This window comes from Pectobacterium cacticida, from assembly GCF_036885195.1.
In the GTDB taxonomy this organism is placed as follows: Bacteria; Pseudomonadota; Gammaproteobacteria; order Enterobacterales; family Enterobacteriaceae; genus Pectobacterium; species Pectobacterium cacticida.
In genome coordinates, this window is the sequence record NZ_CP133656.1 from 1,765,946 (window position 1) to 1,782,954 (window position 17,009).

The 17,009-nt window shown below is 51.8% G+C and carries 13 protein-coding genes and 1 other RNA gene; 10 read left to right on the forward strand and 4 right to left on the reverse strand.

Annotated elements, in window-relative coordinates; genetic code table 11:
* Positions 1 to 6: 6 nt before the first annotated feature.
* Positions 7 to 2,385 carry a phosphoenolpyruvate synthase gene (gene ppsA, locus RFN81_RS08330; protein WP_264498628.1) on the forward strand — a complete coding sequence of 793 codons (2,379 nt, stop codon included), beginning with the start codon at positions 7 to 9 and terminating at the stop codon, positions 2,383 to 2,385.
* 172 nt (positions 2,386 to 2,557) lie between these two features.
* Here ppsA and apbE read toward each other — a convergent pair whose 3' ends face one another.
* The 3 genes from apbE to ydiK all read right to left on the reverse strand — a co-directional run bounded on the left by apbE (position 2,558) and on the right by ydiK (position 5,240).
* Positions 2,558 to 3,604, reverse strand: coding sequence for an FAD:protein FMN transferase ApbE (apbE, locus tag RFN81_RS08335; RefSeq protein WP_264498629.1), 1,047 nt, complete (start codon positions 3,602 to 3,604; stop codon positions 2,558 to 2,560).
* Positions 3,605 to 3,694: 90 nt separating this feature from the next.
* Positions 3,695 to 3,797: antisense sRNA RprA (gene rprA, locus RFN81_RS08340), an RNA gene on the reverse strand.
* A 327-nt stretch (positions 3,798 to 4,124) separates the two neighbouring features.
* Positions 4,125 to 5,240: an AI-2E family transporter YdiK gene (gene ydiK, locus RFN81_RS08345; protein ID WP_264498630.1), complete on the reverse strand. Its 1,116-nt coding sequence runs from the start codon at positions 5,238 to 5,240 to the stop codon at positions 4,125 to 4,127.
* A 287-nt stretch (positions 5,241 to 5,527) separates the two neighbouring features.
* On the opposite strand from ydiK, the gene ydiJ reads away from it, so the two are divergent.
* Together ydiJ and menI are read left to right on the forward strand one after the other, a co-directional pair.
* Positions 5,528 to 8,581 carry a D-2-hydroxyglutarate dehydrogenase YdiJ gene (gene ydiJ / locus RFN81_RS08350; RefSeq protein ID WP_264498631.1) on the forward strand — a complete coding sequence of 1,018 codons (3,054 nt, stop codon included), beginning with the start codon at positions 5,528 to 5,530 and terminating at the stop codon, positions 8,579 to 8,581.
* On the forward strand, positions 8,581 to 8,997 hold the full coding sequence (gene menI / locus RFN81_RS08355) for a 1,4-dihydroxy-2-naphthoyl-CoA hydrolase (protein WP_264498632.1): 417 nt from the start codon (positions 8,581 to 8,583) through the stop codon (positions 8,995 to 8,997). The genes ydiJ and menI overlap by 1 nt, the downstream gene beginning before the upstream one ends.
* A 45-nt stretch (positions 8,998 to 9,042) precedes the next feature.
* Here menI and RFN81_RS08360 read toward each other — a convergent pair whose 3' ends face one another.
* Positions 9,043 to 9,444, reverse strand: a complete 402-nt coding sequence (locus RFN81_RS08360; RefSeq protein WP_264498633.1) for a hypothetical protein — start codon at positions 9,442 to 9,444, stop codon at positions 9,043 to 9,045.
* 403 nt (positions 9,445 to 9,847) lie between these two features.
* On the opposite strand from RFN81_RS08360, the gene sufA reads away from it, so the two are divergent.
* The 7 genes from sufA (at position 9,848) to RFN81_RS08395 (ending at position 17,002) form a co-directional block, all read left to right on the forward strand.
* Complete coding sequence (gene sufA, locus RFN81_RS08365) at positions 9,848 to 10,219, forward strand: Fe-S cluster assembly scaffold SufA (RefSeq protein ID WP_264498634.1); 372 nt, start codon at positions 9,848 to 9,850, stop codon at positions 10,217 to 10,219.
* 13 nt (positions 10,220 to 10,232) lie between these two features.
* A complete protein-coding gene (gene sufB, locus RFN81_RS08370; RefSeq protein ID WP_264498635.1) occupies positions 10,233 to 11,732 on the forward strand; it encodes a Fe-S cluster assembly protein SufB in 1,500 nt (499 codons plus the stop codon).
* Positions 11,733 to 11,829: 97 nt separating this feature from the next.
* Complete coding sequence (gene sufC / locus RFN81_RS08375; RefSeq protein ID WP_264498636.1) at positions 11,830 to 12,576, forward strand: Fe-S cluster assembly ATPase SufC; 747 nt, start codon at positions 11,830 to 11,832, stop codon at positions 12,574 to 12,576.
* Positions 12,551 to 13,894: a Fe-S cluster assembly protein SufD gene (sufD, locus tag RFN81_RS08380; RefSeq protein ID WP_264498637.1), complete on the forward strand. Its 1,344-nt coding sequence runs from the start codon at positions 12,551 to 12,553 to the stop codon at positions 13,892 to 13,894. The genes sufC and sufD overlap by 26 nt, the downstream gene beginning before the upstream one ends.
* On the forward strand, positions 13,894 to 15,117 hold the full coding sequence (sufS, locus tag RFN81_RS08385) for a cysteine desulfurase SufS (RefSeq protein WP_264498638.1): 1,224 nt from the start codon (positions 13,894 to 13,896) through the stop codon (positions 15,115 to 15,117). Before sufD ends, sufS begins: the two co-directional genes overlap by 1 nt.
* A gap of 33 nt (positions 15,118 to 15,150) precedes the next feature.
* Positions 15,151 to 15,567 (forward strand): cysteine desulfuration protein SufE, encoded by a 417-nt coding sequence (gene sufE, locus RFN81_RS08390; RefSeq protein ID WP_264498639.1) that lies wholly within the window; start codon positions 15,151 to 15,153, stop codon positions 15,565 to 15,567.
* 427 nt (positions 15,568 to 15,994) lie between these two features.
* Positions 15,995 to 17,002: a L,D-transpeptidase family protein gene (locus tag RFN81_RS08395; RefSeq protein WP_264498640.1), complete on the forward strand. Its 1,008-nt coding sequence runs from the start codon at positions 15,995 to 15,997 to the stop codon at positions 17,000 to 17,002.
* Positions 17,003 to 17,009: the final 7 nt, after the last annotated feature.

Consider the following 17,009-nt stretch of genomic DNA (forward strand, 5'->3'; position numbering starts at 1 on the left):
TTTTCGATGTCCAATAATGGCTCTGATTTGCGTAATGTCCTTTGGTATAACCAGCTCGGTATGCACGATGTTGAGAGGGTGGGAGGCAAAAATGCCTCATTGGGTGAAATGATCACCAACCTTTCAGGATTGGGCGTCGCCGTCCCCAACGGTTTTGCGACAACGGCGCAGGCGTTTAATGATTTTCTTAATCAAAGCGGAATTAACCAGCGCATTTATGAACTGCTCGATCGCACCGATATCGACGATCTGAACCAACTGGCTCATGCCGGTACGCAGATTCGCCAGTGGATTATTGATACGCCATTCCAACCTGCGCTGGAACAGGCGATTCGTGACGCCTATCAGCAATTGGCCGATGGCGAGGAGGAGGCGTCGTTTGCCGTACGTTCTTCCGCCACGGCGGAAGATATGCCGGACGCCTCCTTTGCTGGTCAACAGGAAACGTTTCTAAATGTGCAGGGTATCGATGCGGTAATGATCGCGGTAAAGCACGTTTTTGCGTCGCTATTTAACGATCGCGCCATCTCCTATCGGGTTCATCAGGGCTATGACCACCGTGGCGTCGCGCTGTCGGCGGGCGTGCAGCGTATGGTGCGCTCCGATCTGGCGGCGGCGGGCGTGATGTTTACCATTGATACCGAGTCCGGTTTTGATCAGGTGGTGTTTATCACGTCAGCCTATGGACTGGGTGAAATGGTCGTGCAGGGCGCGGTGAACCCGGACGAGTTCTATGTTCACAAGCCAACACTGCGGAGTAACAAGCCTGCGATTGTGCGCCGTACTATGGGATCGAAAAAAATCCGTATGGTCTATGCCGCGAGCCAGGAGCATGGCAAACAGGTGCGGATTGAGGATGTACCGGCAGAACAAACGACGCGTTTCAGCCTGACGGACGAGGAAGTACAGGCGTTGGCGCGTCAGGCACTGTTGATCGAGGAACACTATGGTCGCCCGATGGACATCGAGTGGGCAAAGGATGGTCATACCGGTAAACTTTATATCGTGCAGGCGCGTCCAGAAACGGTGCGTTCCAACGGCCAGGTGATGGAGCGCTATCACTTGCCGGCCAGCGGTACGGTGCTGGTGGAAGGCCGTGCGATCGGTCATCGTATTGGCGCCGGTGAAGTCAAAGTGATTCAGGACATCAGCGAGATGCACTTGATCAACGCTGGCGATGTACTGGTTACCGACATGACCGACCCAGATTGGGAGCCGATCATGAAAAAAGCGGCGGCAATTGTCACCAATCGTGGTGGGCGTACCTGCCATGCGGCAATCATCGCGCGTGAGCTGGGTATTCCTGCCGTTGTCGGCTGTGGCGATGCGACTGAGCGTTTGCGCCAGGGGCAGAAAGTGACCGTCTCCTGTGCGGAAGGCGACACGGGCTATGTCTACCAGGATTTGCTGGATTTTTCCGTAAAAAGCTCGCGGATTGACGAAATGCCCGCACTGCCGTTGAAAATCATGATGAATGTGGGTAACCCCGATCGCGCATTCGATTTTGCCTGCCTGCCGAATGAGGGGGTTGGGCTAGCGCGGCTGGAATTCATCATTAACCGTATGATTGGCGTACATCCACGCGCATTGCTGGAATTCGACCGCCAACCGCCCGAATTGCAGCGCGAAATCAAAACGCTGATGCAAGGGTACGACGATCCGATAGAGTTCTATGTCGGTCGCCTAACGGAAGGCATTGCCACGCTGGCGGCGGCATTCTCACCGAAACGCGTTATCGTTAGGCTCTCAGATTTTAAATCCAATGAATACGCTAACTTGGTTGGCGGCGAGCGCTACGAGCCGGAAGAAGAAAACCCGATGTTAGGCTTCCGCGGTGCAGGTCGTTACGTATCGCCAGAATTCAAAGCCTGTTTTGCGCTGGAATGTGAAGCGGTCAAGCGCGTACGTAATGTAATGGGACTAAAAAATGTCGAAATCATGATCCCATTCGTGCGTACTGTGGCGCAGGCGGAAGCCGTGATTGCTGAGTTGGCGAATCAGGGACTGCGTCGAGGTGAAGACGGCCTGAAAATCATCATGATGTGTGAGATCCCGTCCAATGCGCTATTGGCCGAGGAATTTCTGCAACACTTTGATGGCTTCTCCATCGGTTCAAACGACATGACGCAACTGGCGTTGGGCCTGGATCGTGACTCTGGCGTGGTGTCGGCATTGTTTGACGAGCGCAACGATGCGGTTAAAGCGCTGCTGTCAATGGCGATTAAGGCGGCGAAGAAACAGGGTAAATACGTCGGTATTTGCGGTCAGGGGCCATCGGATCACGAAGATTTCGCGCGCTGGCTGATGGAACAGGGTATCGACAGTCTGTCGCTCAACCCAGATACAGTGGTACAAACCTGGCTAAATCTGGCTGAGCACAAGTAATTAGTACGGTGAATGCTATGACGCCCGGTGACTGCCGGGCGTCATGGTAACCGACGATGTCAGATTTTAGGGGAAACACGGAGATGAGGTTCCCGCAGGGATGCCTCACTTCGTGGTCGTACCGTGTATCTCGATCTCATCGCGATGGGGTTGCCGTTGGCCTTGGCGTTTCTTACGGTGCCGCAATCAGGAAGGATTTAAATTGCGGCGTCATAACCGCGCTAAATCCCTTATCCGTTTTGGTAATCAGATACACCGCCAGTCCTTGCTGTTCTGCTAGTTTCAGCGCTTTCTCTGTTCCCAACACCATTAAACCGGTATCCCAGCCATCGGCTTCCAGCGCGGTAGGCGCAATCACGGTAGCAGACACTAATTGGTGTGTGATGGGCTTGCCCGTTATGGGATCGATAATATGAGAATAACGCTTGCCGTCTTTCTCAAAGTAGTTGCGATAGCTACCGGAGGTGCTAATCGCATAACCTTGTAAGTTCACTGCCGCCTGAGCCGCGTTTTCCCGATCGGTCGGTTTCTGAATCGCCACGCGCCATGGCGCGCCTTCGGCATTGACGCCACGGGTAGAGATTGCGCCGCCGACAGAAACCAGATAATTAGTAATCCCTTTGCGCATCATTAACTGCGCAAGGACATCGGCGCCGTAGCCTTCGCCCAGCGTAGAGAGATCGACATATAAATCAGGGAGATCTTTTTGAATCCATTCTCCTTTTTCATCGGCGATCAATGTCAAATGTCGTAACCCCACCTTTTGCCGCGCCGCGTCGATCTGCGGTTGGTCGGGAATATGTATTGGTTGCTTTTGTGGGCCGAATCCCCAGAGATTAACCAACGGGCCGACGGTGATATCCATCGCGCCATGCGTCGCGTTGCCGATTCGCAACGCGGTCGAAACGATATCCGCCATACCATTACTAATTGGTTGTGGATCTGTCCCACGATATTGATTAAAGCGTGAAAGCGCGGAATCGTCACGGTAGGTGGAAATGTCGCGATTGACGTTCTCAAGCAACCTATCGATTTCCTGTTGCAACTGCGTTTTATCGATGGTGATATCACCACTGATTTTTACGCTATAAAACGTTCCCATCGTTTTGCCTTCAATCGTTAATAGCGGACGCTGTGCAGTAGGCGAGGGATTATCGCAGGCAGTCAGAAGGCTGAATAAGCTACAGAGGAGTAATCGTTTTGCGACGAGGGGCTTCATGAAGAACTCCTGAAAAACTGTTCTGAAGGTTGGCAGAAGGAAGACTAACAAAAAAAGGGGTAGCGTAATTGAATGAAACAGAAATGAAAGGAAAAAAAAAGCCCATCTCAGGGGATGGGCAAAGACTACACACAGCAATTCGTTACTTACTCTGACGAGAAGGAAACCTCATTGACTAACAGTAAATTACCACTCGTTTCAGCACTAATTCTATGAATTACGCGGGTTTTAGTCATTAAGAATCCTCCTAATGGTTAATTATTTTTTAACAATGGAAAGAGGATGTTTTTAATATTGTCAATAATATTGGTTAATTAGCAAAATCATATCAGAATTTTTAGGATTATTCCTTAAGAATAGAAGGTTAATCATTAGCTATTTTAACCTATTGACGCTTGTATCCTAATGAAGAACCAATGCACAACGGCGGCGAGGGGGAAATACACACTGTCTTGGCGGCGATTGTCTTGGCGGCGCACCGCCCTTACAAGGCGGCGGTGCGCGAGCAGCGGCTTACGCTCTATTGATTATCTTTGCGCATTTTGTCGGCGGCGGTCACGGAGAGAAGGCGTGACGGCTCTGGGATTTCATGCATCCAGGCAAGCAGTAGTCGATAAGAAACGGCAAGCACCACCGGCCCGATAAAGAGCCCGATCATGCCAAACGCCAACAATCCGCCTATTACGCCGGACAGGATCAGCAACATGGGGAGATCGGCCCCCATTCTGATGAGCACCGGCCGAATCACGTTATCGATGGTGCCCACAACGCAACTCCACACCAAAAGCACTGTGCCCCAGGAAGTATCGCCAGACCAATACAGCCAGATAATGGCAGGAACCAATACGGGAAGCGGCCCTAACTGCGCCAGACAGCAGAGAAACATCAGCACGGTTAATAGCGTGGTATACGGGATCCCCGATAGCCCCAGCCCAATACCGCCAAGTACGGATTGCACAATAGCCGTAACGACGACACCCAGAGCGACAGCGCGAATAGACTGCGCCGCCAGAATTACGGCGGTATCGCCGCGTTCTTGCCCTAGCCGAATGGCGAAATGCCGCACCGCTTTTGCAACGGCTTCTCCTTTGTAATAGAGCAGGGCACTAAAAATCAGCATCAGGGAACAGTGCATCAGAAAACGCCCGACATGGGCCGCCTGCGCCACCAGCCAGGTCGCGGTTTTGCCGAAATAGGGTTGCACCTTGGCAAAAAGACCACTACCGCCGCTTTGTAGCAGTGCCTGCCAACTGTTAAATAATTTTTCGCCAACGACGGGAATCGATGTCAGCCACTCCAGCGTCGGCGGCGAAAAGTTTTCCTGCCGGGCGCCCCAGCTCATCAGCGCCGAACTGTTGTCCACCACGCTACTGACGAGAATAGCAATTGGCACGACGAACAGCAGAATGAGCAGCAGTGTCATAACGAGTACGGCCAGAGACCGGCGTCCCCACAATAACGCCTGAAATTTAATCAGCATCGGCCAGGTGGCAATCACCACCGTACAGGCCCAGGCAAATCCCAGGATAAAAGGCTGCACCACCCAAAAACAGGCAATAATCATGATGGTAATGAACACCAGACTGAACAGGATCCTGGCCAGATCAAATCGCGGTGGTTGAGAATTTTCGCTCAATGAATCGTTCCTCGATAGCAAAAGAAAAGGCTGAAGTTGAGGTAATGGGGAAGAATTGCGCTAATCGCTACTTCATCATGAGATATTTCCAGAGGTTTTGACAGTCGATTGAACATTTTGTTGGTGAAACGCCGGTTTGCCAACATGCTGTCCGTTTTTGCCGATCCGAGGGCGCACACGGTGGCGAAATATGATAAAACGTGATGTCCCCCGACGGACGGGCGTCGACAGCAGGCATTCTACGACATCTTGGCAAACACATCATGTACGGACAGGGTCAAAAAATAATGATCCCACAGATCACACAATCCCCCGGGCTGACTCAGCCGGTGCTTAATTTTCTGGAAGCATTGAAAAAGAATGGATTTACGGGCGATACGGCGACCAACTACGCCGATCGACTGACCATGGCAACGGATAATAGCATCTATCAACTTTTACCGGATGCGGTAGTTTTTCCTCGATCAACCGCCGATGTGGCGGTCTTATCCCGACTCGCGGGCGAGGCGCGTTTTTCAGAACTTACTTTTACGCCACGCGGTGGCGGTACGGGGACTAACGGACAGGCGCTGAATCGCGGCATCGTGGTCGACATGTCGCGTTATATGAACCGGATCCTGGAGATTAACCCCGAGCAAGGGTGGGTACGCGTTGAAGCCGGCGTGATTAAAGATCAGCTTAATCAGTATTTGAAGCCCTATGGTTATTTCTTTGCGCCGGAGTTGTCGACCAGTAATCGTGCGACGCTCGGCGGCATGATCAATACCGATGCCTCAGGGCAGGGGTCGTTGGTATATGGTAAAACCTCCGATCATGTGCTGGGATTGCGAGCGGTGTTGCTGGGCGGCGAACTGCTCGATACGCGAGCAATGCCGGTAGAGTTGGCGGAAAAACTGGCGCAAGAAGATACCCCGATTGGCCGGATTTATCATACGGTACTGCACCGTTGCCGCGACCAGCGCGCGTTGATTATCGAGAAGTTCCCCAAACTGAATCGTTTTCTGACCGGTTACGATTTGCGGCACGTATTCAGCGACGACCTGCGTACTTTTGATTTGACGCGAATCCTGACCGGCGCCGAAGGCACGCTGGCATTCGTTACCGAAGCGACGCTGGATATCACGCCGCTGCCTAAGATACGCCGACTGGTGAATATCAAGTACGACTCTTTTAATTCAGCATTGCGCAATGCACCGTTCATGGTGGAAGCGAAAGCGCTATCCGTCGAGACCGTGGACTCAAAAGTCTTAAACCTGGCCCGCGAAGATATCGTCTGGCATTCCGTCAGCGAGCTGATTACCGATGTGCCGAATCAAGAGATGCTTGGCCTTAATATCGTCGAATTTGCGGGCGATGACGACGTGCTGATCAATGGGCAGGTTGACGCCCTTTGTCAGCGGTTGGATGCGTTGTTGGCGAGTCGGGAAGGCGGCGTGATTGGTTATCAAGTTTGCAATGATTTGGCGGGAATCGAACGTATTTACGCCATGCGGAAAAAAGCCGTGGGGCTGTTGGGCAACAGTAAGGGGCAGGCGAAGCCGATTCCCTTCGCGGAGGATACCTGTGTGCCGCCGCAGCATCTGGCGGATTACATTGAAGAGTTCCGCGCGCTGTTGGACAGCCACAATCTATCCTATGGCATGTTTGGCCATGTGGATGCCGGGGTGCTGCATGTGCGTCCGGCACTGGATATGTGCGATCCGCAGCAGGAAATGCTGATGAAACAGCTTTCTGACCAGGTTGTTGCGCTCACGGCTAAATATGGCGGCCTGCTGTGGGGAGAACACGGTAAAGGCTTCCGCGCTGAATATAGCCCCGCGTTTTTTGGCCCGGAACTTTATGCCGAGCTGCGCCGTATCAAGGCGGCGTTCGATCCCGATAATCGGCTCAATCCTGGGAAGATTTGCGCCCCGTTGGATGTGGATGCGCCGATGATGAAAGTCGATGCAGTCAAGCGCGGCACGTTTGACCGCACGATCCCGCTAACGGTTCGTACCGCGTTCCGTGGCGCGATGGAATGTAACGGAAATGGCTTGTGCTTTAATTTCGATGCCCGTAGCCCAATGTGCCCATCGATGAAAATTAGCGGTAACCGGATTCATTCCCCAAAAGGTCGCGCCGCACTGGTGCGTGAATGGCTACGTCTGCTGGCGGAACAGGGCGTCGATCCCGTGGCCCTGGAGAACGCGTTGCCGCAGCAGAAACTGAGCCTGCGCGCTTTGGTTCAGAAAGCTCGCAATACCTGGCTGGCCAGGCAGGGCGATTACGATTTTTCGCATGAAGTTAAAGAGGCCATGTCAGGCTGTCTGGCGTGTAAAGCCTGCTCCACACAGTGCCCCATCAAGATTGATGTACCTAGCTTCCGCTCGCGTTTCCTCCAGCTCTATCACACGCGCTATCTGCGGCCGCTGCGTGACTATCTGGTCGCTGGCGTCGAAAGCTACGCCCCGCTGATGGCGCGTAGCCCGAAGACATTTAACTTTTTCTTGAAGATGCCATTGCTCAATACGCTCAGCCGCCGTCAGATTGGCATGGTGGATTTGCCTTTACTGTCATCACCCTCGCTACGTCAGCAGTTTGCCGGGCATCGCGGCGTAAATATGACGTTAGAGCAACTGGAACAGTTGCCGGAGGCAGCACGCCAGGAATATGTATTGATCGTACAGGATCCGTTCACCAGCTATTATGATGCACAAGTGGTGGCCGATTTCGTGCATCTGATAGAAAAACTCAAGTTGAAACCGGTGTTGCTGCCTTTCTCGCCGAATGGCAAGGCTCAACATATTAAAGGCTTCTTACAGCGCTTTGCGAAAACGGCAGAGAAGACGGCGGATTTTCTTAATCGCGTTGCTAAACTAGGGATGCCGATGGTCGGTGTCGATCCGGCGTTAGTGCTTTGCTATCGCGATGAGTACCGGGAAATTTTAGGCGAAAAACGAGGCGATTTTCAGGTGCAATTGGTGCATGAATGGTTGGCGACGGCATTAGCAGCTAGCACGCCTCAGCCTACGACGGGAGAGACGTGGTATCTGCTTGGCCATTGCACCGAAACGACGGCGTTACCAAACAGTTCGAAGCAGTGGGCTGAAATTTTCTCGCGCTTTGGCGCCAAATTGGAGGCGGTTAGCGTTGGGTGTTGCGGCATGGCGGGAACGTATGGACATGAGACCAAAAACCTGGCCAACTCGCAGGGCATCTATGCGTTATCCTGGCAACCGGCCTTGCAGTCATTACCTCAGAAGCGTTGCCTAACCACCGGCTATTCGTGCCGCAGTCAGGTAAAACGCATGGAAGGAGACGCATTGCGTCACCCCTTACAGGCGCTGCTGGAGATGGTTTGATGCTTTGGAAAAGGCAGATTACGCTGGAGCAACTGAATCAGCAAAGCCAAACGTGCATGGTTGGTCACGTCGGCATCCGCTATACCCGAATAACGGATGATGCACTGGAAGCGGTGATGCCTGTAGATGCACGAACTCGCCAACCGTTTGGCTTATTGCATGGCGGTGCGTCCGTCGTACTGGCGGAATCGCTGGGTTCCGTTGCGGGATATTTATGTACTGAGGGTGAACAGCAGGTGGTTGGGCTCGAAATCAATGCCAATCATTTACATGCGGTGCGAGAAGGGGAAGTCCGTGGCGTATGCCGGGCGCTCCGCGTGGGTCGCCGCAGTCAGGTATGGCAGATTGAGATTTTTGATAATCAGGGGCGCCTGAGCTGTATTTCGCGTCTTACGACCGCTGTCATAACCGGTTAGCCGATGCCGTGACCCCGGTGACCAAGGCCTCGGGGTTGCGGCGTTTCAGGGCAGAAAAGGCACGCGTTTGACGAAGTCGGTCTGAAATGCCGTGGCTTTATCCCAGGCACCTTGCATACTGAGCTGATAGCAAATCGATTTCAGCGTATTGCGTGCAAAATAGTAGCTTTGTACGCGAAAGAGGTGGCAGCGCCCTTCATTATTAATCTCTTTGATTAATCGGTTATGTAGTTTAACCAGTGCATGCAGATAACTGTCGTCATCGCCATTTTTCCGGCAGAGTTCAACCATCGTCATACACGCGTTATGATAACGGCGTAAATGGTCAATATTGCTGCCAGCGCGGTTTAATCGAGCCTCGGCCATGTAGAAATCGACGGTAGCATCGCGAATCTGAAATTTATAGTCGTCAATCTTGTGGCGCAGCCAGGCATTCGCAGAAAGCATGGTTATTGAACCTAGAAGTATAATGATAATCATTATCATATTAATAAAAAAGCACGCGATCAATGGGCAAATTAGCGTTAATGCTAAAAATATTCATTTATCTGCGCTGTTTTATAAATAGGTATCACCGATGGATGTTATAATAATGCTAATAAAATGATAATTTTTATTTGGGCTGATTACGCCTGGGTGATGAATTTAATGCATTAATATCAAGGCATTATGAAATGCATCGTTGCGTGATTCATCACGTATTAGGCGCATAAAATGACACCATTCGTTCACTGAAAAATCAAATGTTACGAATAGCCCTGCGAAACAAGAGGTTGAAGCTAGTTTCATTATCACTAACATTAGGGGAAACCAGCCTAAAACTGGTACCACACGTAATGAGGTATTCCATATGCAAGCGGAAAATGTAGGGACATTTTCACTGGATGACAATGTCTGGCAAGGCTTGACGCTGACGGACAACGCCGCAAAGCAGATTAAGCATCTGATGAAGCAGAATGAAGCCGTGCTGGGACTACGGCTTAGCGTTAAACAATCGGGCTGCGCGGGGTTTGGCTACGTGCTGGATTTGGTGCAGGAGTTTGAAAGTGACGATCTGGTCTTCGAACACGACGGTGCAAAGTTATATGTCCCATTAAAAGCGATGCCTTTTATTGATGGCACAGAACTCGATTTCGTCCGTGAAGGGCTAAATCAGATATTCAAGTTTAATAATCCCAAAGCGCAGCATGCTTGTGGATGTGGCGAAAGCTTTGGCATTTAAGTGATGAAAAATTATGGCACGTAGCACGGTAGATGTACCTGATGATGTCCAGATCTGGATGGGTGATGGACACTATAAAGAAGGTTTTTTCACGCAGTTGGCAACCGATGAGCTGGCGCATGGCATCAATGAAGATGTTGTACGGGCGATCTCGGCAAAGCGTAATGAACCTGAGTGGATGCTGGAATTCCGTCTTAACGCTTATCAGGCGTGGCTCAAGATGGAAGAACCGCATTGGCTGAAAGCCCATTATGAGAAACTCGACTATCAGGACTATAGCTATTATTCCGCGCCGTCCTGCGGTCACTGTGATGATAGTTGTGGTTCTGAACCCGGCGCAAAGCAGCAATCCGGAATTGCCGAGGTCAATAATTACCTGACCAGCGAAGTGGAAAATGCCTTTAATCAACTGGGGGTTCCCGTCCGTGAAGGGAAATCGGTCGCGGTCGATGCCATTTTCGACTCCGTATCTGTCGCCACCACCTATCGGCATGAGCTGGCCGAAAAGGGCATTATTTTTTGTTCATTCAGCGAGGCGATTCAAGAGCACCCCGACCTGGTGCGTCAGTATCTTGGTTCTGTCGTTCCGCCAAATGATAACTTCTTCGCCGCGTTGAACTCCGCGGTGGCATCCGACGGCACGTTTGTGTATATCCCGAAAGGCGTGCGCTGTCCGATGGAATTATCGACCTATTTTCGGATTAACGCGGCAAAAACCGGTCAGTTTGAACGCACGATTCTGATCGCCGACGATGACAGTTATGTTAGTTATATCGAAGGTTGCTCTGCTCCCGTGCGCGATACTTACCAGCTACACGCCGCCGTGGTGGAAGTCATTATTAATAAGAACGCGGAAGTGAAATATTCCACGGTACAGAACTGGTTTTCCGGCAAAGATGATGCAGCTGGCGGGATTTTGAACTTCGTAACCAAGCGTGCGTTGTGTGCTGGCGATCATGCAAAAATGTCATGGACGCAGTCGGAAACCGGTTCAGCAATCACCTGGAAATATCCGAGCGTCATTTTGCGTGGTGACCATTCTGTCGGTGAATTTTTCTCTGTCGCCTTGACTAATGGCCGCCAGCAGGCCGATACCGGCACTAAGATGATCCACATTGGTAAAAATACCCGCTCGACTATCATCTCCAAAGGGATTTCCGCCGGGCGCAGCGAGAATACTTATCGTGGTCTAGTGAAGATCATGCCGAGTGCGACCAACGCCCGTAACTTTACCCAGTGCGACTCGATGCTGATTGGCAGCGAATGTGGTGCGCACACCTTCCCTTATGTGGAAGTGCGTAACAATACCGCGCAATTGGAGCATGAAGCGACGACGTCGAAAATCGGCGAAGACCAACTGTTCTATTGCTTGCAACGCGGTATTAGCGAAGATGATGCCATCTCGATGATCGTAAACGGATTCTGTAAAGACGTCTTCTCTGAATTGCCGCTGGAATTTGCGGTAGAAGCACAAAAATTACTGGCGATTAGCCTGGAGCATAGCGTCGGTTAATTCGTTGGTCGCCGGGATTTTCACAGACGAATAATGAGAATCATCGGTCCCGGAATTCATTAAGCGCTCGCCATATTGAGCGTTGGAAGGAATAAGCATGTTAAGCATTGAAAATTTAAAAGTCAGCGTAGAAGGCAAAGCGATTATTCAAGGGTTGAATCTCACCATTAAGCCGGGTGAAGTTCACGCAATTATGGGCCCAAATGGCTCAGGAAAGAGTACGCTTTCCGCGACGCTGGCTGGACGCGAAGAATATGAAGTAACCGATGGTTCGGTGACCTTCAAAGGAAAAGATTTGTTGGCGTTGGCCCCGGAAGATCGCGCAGGCGAAGGCGTCTTCATGGCCTTCCAATATCCGGTCGAGATCCCTGGCGTGAGCAATCAGTTCTTCCTGCAAACCTCCGTTAATGCGGTACGGCAATACCGTGGGCAGGAACCGCTGGATCGTTTCGATTTCGCCGACTTTATTGAAGAAAAAATCAAACTATTGCATATGCCGGAAGACCTATTGACCCGTTCGGTAAATGTTGGTTTCTCCGGTGGCGAAAAAAAACGTAATGATATTCTGCAAATGGCGGCGCTGGAACCGGATCTGTGCATTCTGGATGAAACCGACTCCGGCCTGGACATCGATGCATTGAAAATCGTCTCTCACGGCGTGAATTCCCTGCGCGATGGCAAACGCTCATTCATCATTGTCACGCACTACCAGCGTATTCTTGATTACATCAAACCGGATCACGTCCACGTTCTGTATCAGGGACGTATCGTGAAGTCGGGCGATTTCTCGCTGGTGAAACAGTTGGAGGAGCAAGGCTATGGCTGGCTTACCGACGAGCAATAATGTGACGCGTGATGAGGTAGCCGGGAAAACGGGTATCGCACAGAAGCAGGAACGAGCGCTACAACAGTGGCAGAGTCTGTTTGACGGCGATTCGCGCCGTTCTGAAGCGGCGCGACAACATTGGCAGGAGGTTGTGCGCCTGGGGTTGCCGCACCGTAAACATGAACACTGGAAATACACCCCGCTGGATGGTTTTCTGAGCAACACGTTTGTGGCGCCGCAGAAACGGCATCTTGATCGCGCTGCGGTAGATGCGCTGGCGCTCGCGGTGGACTGCTGGCGTTTGGTGTTTGTCGATGGCGTGTTCAACGCGGAATTGAGCGATAACGCGTGGGGGCCTTATCAGGTAGATATACAGGCATCACGGGCGCAAGGGGGGTTACCTGCGCCGATCCAGTCAGAAGTCTTCCTGCATCTGACCGAAAGTCTGGCAAACGAAAGCACGATTATCCGTCTGCCTGCCGGGCAACAGGCGGAAAAACCGCTTTATCTGCTGCACATTAGCAGCAGCCAGGCGGCAGCGTTGAATACCGTTCACCACCGCCATCATGTGAACATTGAACGCGGCGCGAGCGCGGACATTATTGAGCACTACGTTAGTCTGGACGAGGATGCTCATTTTACTGGCGCTCGCTTAACGGTGAATGCAGCAGAAAATAGTCATGTAAACCACTATAAACTAGCGTTTGAAACGGCGGCGAGCTACCACTTCGCGCATAACGATCTGGTGCTGGCGCGTGATGCCAGAGTACGCAGCCACAGTTTCCTGCTCGGCGCGGGGTTGACGCGTCACCATACCAGCGCCCAGTTAAACGGCGAAGGCACTAATCTGGTCATGAATAGCCTGGTTCTGCCGGTTGGTAGCGAAGTGTGCGATACGCGCACGTATCTGGAACACAATCAAGGATACGGCGAAAGCCGCCAGTTGCATAAAGTCATCGTTAACGATCGCGCCAGGGCGGTATTTAACGGCATGATCAAAGTTGCGCCGCATGCCCTGAAAACTGATGGTCAGATGACGAACAACAACCTGCTACTGGGGCGACTGGCTGAGGTGGACACTAAACCTCAGTTGGAAATCTATGCTGATGACGTGAAATGCAGCCACGGTGCCACTATCGGCCGTATCGATGAAGAGCAGCTATTCTATTTGCGTTCACGCGGGATCACCGAGCAGGATGCGCAACAGATGATCATCTTCGCTTTTGCGGCGGAAGTAACAGAAGCAATTGAAAATGAGGCTCTGCAAGGTGTGGTACTGCAACGCATCGCGCAGCGTTTGCCTAATACGCTGGCAAATGCCGGCAAGGCGGTGTAATGAATTATCCTATTGAGCGGGTTCGTGCCGATTTTCCGATACTCGCGAGTGAGGTTAACGGCCTACCATTAGCCTATCTGGACAGTGCCGCGAGTGCGCAAAAACCGCATTCGGTGATCGATCGTGAAGCTGAGTTTTATCGCCACGAATATGCTGCCGTGCATCGTGGTATTCATACCTTAAGCGCGCAGGCGACCAGTACAATGGAAGCCGTGCGCGAGCAGGTAGCTACATTTATCAACGCCGCTTCAGCGGAAGAGATCGTTTTTGTCCGCGGGACGACGGAAGCCATTAATCTGGTGGCTAACAGTTATGGCCGTACCTTCATTCAGCCGGGCGATAACCTGATTATCACCGAGATGGAGCACCACGCTAATATCGTTCCCTGGCAGATGCTGGCGCAAGCGCGCGGCATTGACATCCGCGTATTACCGTTAACCGAAAACGGCACGCTGGATGTGGAACAACTCCCCGCGCTGTTGGATGAACGCACTCGCCTGCTGGCGGTAACGCAGATTTCTAACGTGCTGGGGACGTTGAATCCGGTAAAAGCGCTGGTTGCGCAGGCAAAAGCCGCGGGTGCGGTTGTTCTTGTCGATGGCGCTCAGTCGATTATGCATCAGCCTGTTGATGTACAGGATCTGGATTGTGATTTTTTCGTCTTCTCAGGACATAAAATCTATGGGCCTTCGGGTATTGGCGTGCTGTATGGCAAGCGTGATTTGCTACAGGCGATGCCGCCGTGGGAAGGCGGCGGGGCGATGATCCAACAGGTTAGTCTGCGCACGGGAACAACCTATGCGGACGCGCCGTGGCGTTTTGAGGCAGGTTCACCTAACACCGGTGGGATTATTGGCCTGGGCGCGGCATTGGATTACGTGACGATGTTGGGACGGGAAGCGGTTCAGCGCTATGAGTCCGCGCTAATGCAGTATGCCCTGGAAGCGCTTACGCAGGTGCCCGACCTGACGCTATACGGCCCGGCTGAGCGTTACGGCGTTATCGCCTTTAATCTTGGGCAGCACCACGCCTATGATGTGGGGAGTTTCCTCGATCGATATGGAATTGCGATTCGCACCGGCCACCATTGCGCGATGCCGTTGATGGAACACTATGGGGTTCCTAGTATGTGTCGCGCTTCGCTGGCCGCGTATACTACACGCGAAGAAATAGACCGGCTGGTTGCCGGGTTGCAACGTATCCATCGATTACTGGGCAGTTAAGCGCCGTACGCGCATCTGTCTGGGGAGGAAAGCATGGCGAGTCTGCCAGAACCGCAGAAACTGGCGCGTAATTTTGCGCGCTGTAGTGGCTGGGAAGAAAAATATCTTTATATCATTGAGTTGGGGGAGCGTCTTGACCCTTTCCCCGATGAGTGGCGCAACCCGGACAATATCATCTCCGGGTGCCAAAGTCAGGTTTGGATCGTGGTACGCCCCGATGAGCAGGGTATTATCACGCTGCACGGCGATAGTGATGCCGCTATTGTGAAGGGGTTGATTGCCGTGGTTTTTAGCCTATATCAGGGGCTGACTGCGCAGGAGATTGTAACGCTGGAGGTGCGGCCGTTCTTTGAATCACTCGCATTGACTCAGCATTTGACGCCCTCTCGCTCTCAAGGGCTTGAGGCGATGCTGCGTGCGATTCATGCACAAGCCGCCGCACTGCTTTAATTTTTCGTAACAGCCAGGCGCTGCGACATAAGCATGTCCAGCGCTTTTAATCATGGTGTTACCAACGTCAGATTATCATTTGCCAATATTGTTTTAACTTCCTGATATTCAGAATACATCCCGTATATTTATTCCACGCTAAAATTTATGCTGGTTCAGCTTTGTAAAGAATTGAATATCAATCCGTTGATTTTTAAATCAAATATTCTTTTGTTATCTCCGTGTTACTATGCTCTTATGCGGCGATGAGAGGCTGGTATAGTCGTATTGATACCAGGTATCCCCGAATTAATGACGTTATCGCGGGCGATTATGCCAGATGCTTGAGGGGGGAGGGGATGAAGAATGAATACTCAACGGATACCGCCTTCCTGGCATAAAGCCAGATATTTACTGATTTTGTGAGTTCTAATGTAGGGAATCTACTATGAAGCGCGCGTTAATTTTATTTGGTTTGCTCTTCTCAGCATGCTTGACCAGTACTGTCGCCAAGGCGACGGAATATCCGCTGCCGCCACCCGGTAGTCGGCTTATCGGTGAGAATATTGTTTATACCGTTCCCAATGATGGCCGCCCTCTGGAGGCGATCGCTGCGAAATTTAAGATTGGTTTACTGGGTATGATGGAAGCGAATCCTAACGTGGACCCTTATTTGCCTACGGCGGGGTCCACGCTTACCATTCCGACACAAATGCTGTTGCCGGACACTCCGCGCGAAGGCATAGTGGTCAACCTTGCGGAATTGCGGCTTTATTACTATCCGAAAGGCAAAAATACCGTCATCGTTTATCCCATTGGTATTGGTCAGTTGGGGCGCAACACGCCGCTAATGACGACCCGCATTAGCGAGAAGCGTGAAAATCCAACTTGGACGCCAACGGCAAATATCCGTAAACGCTATCTTGAAGAGCAGGGGATAACGCTGCCAGCGGTTATTCCGGCAGGCCCGGATAATCCAATGGGATTACATGCCCTGCGTTTATCAGGGCACGGCGGCGTTTATTTACTGCATGGTACTAATGCGGATTTCGGCATCGGTATGCGCGTGAGTTCCGGCTGTATCCGCCTGCGTCCTGATGATATTAAGTTCTTGTATGACAATGTTCCGGTTGGTACTCGCGTGCAGATTATCAATGATGCGATTAAGACGTCCGTTGAACCCGACGGTAAACGCTACGTTGAAGTGCACCAGCCGTTGTCGAAGACCGATAAGGACGATCCGCAAACGATGCCAATTCCGTTGACGAAGGAAGTGCAGGCCTTTATTCAGGATACGGAGACTGACAGTAAAGCTGTGGCTGACGCCATTGTACGACGTTCTGGTATGCCCGTTTTAGTTAGCGCGGGGCATCTACCCGAAGAATCGATTCCAGACGCGCGTGAAACGCATCAGGCTGCGCCAATTACGGTGATCAATGCCAACTCGGAGCGGTGAAATTTAG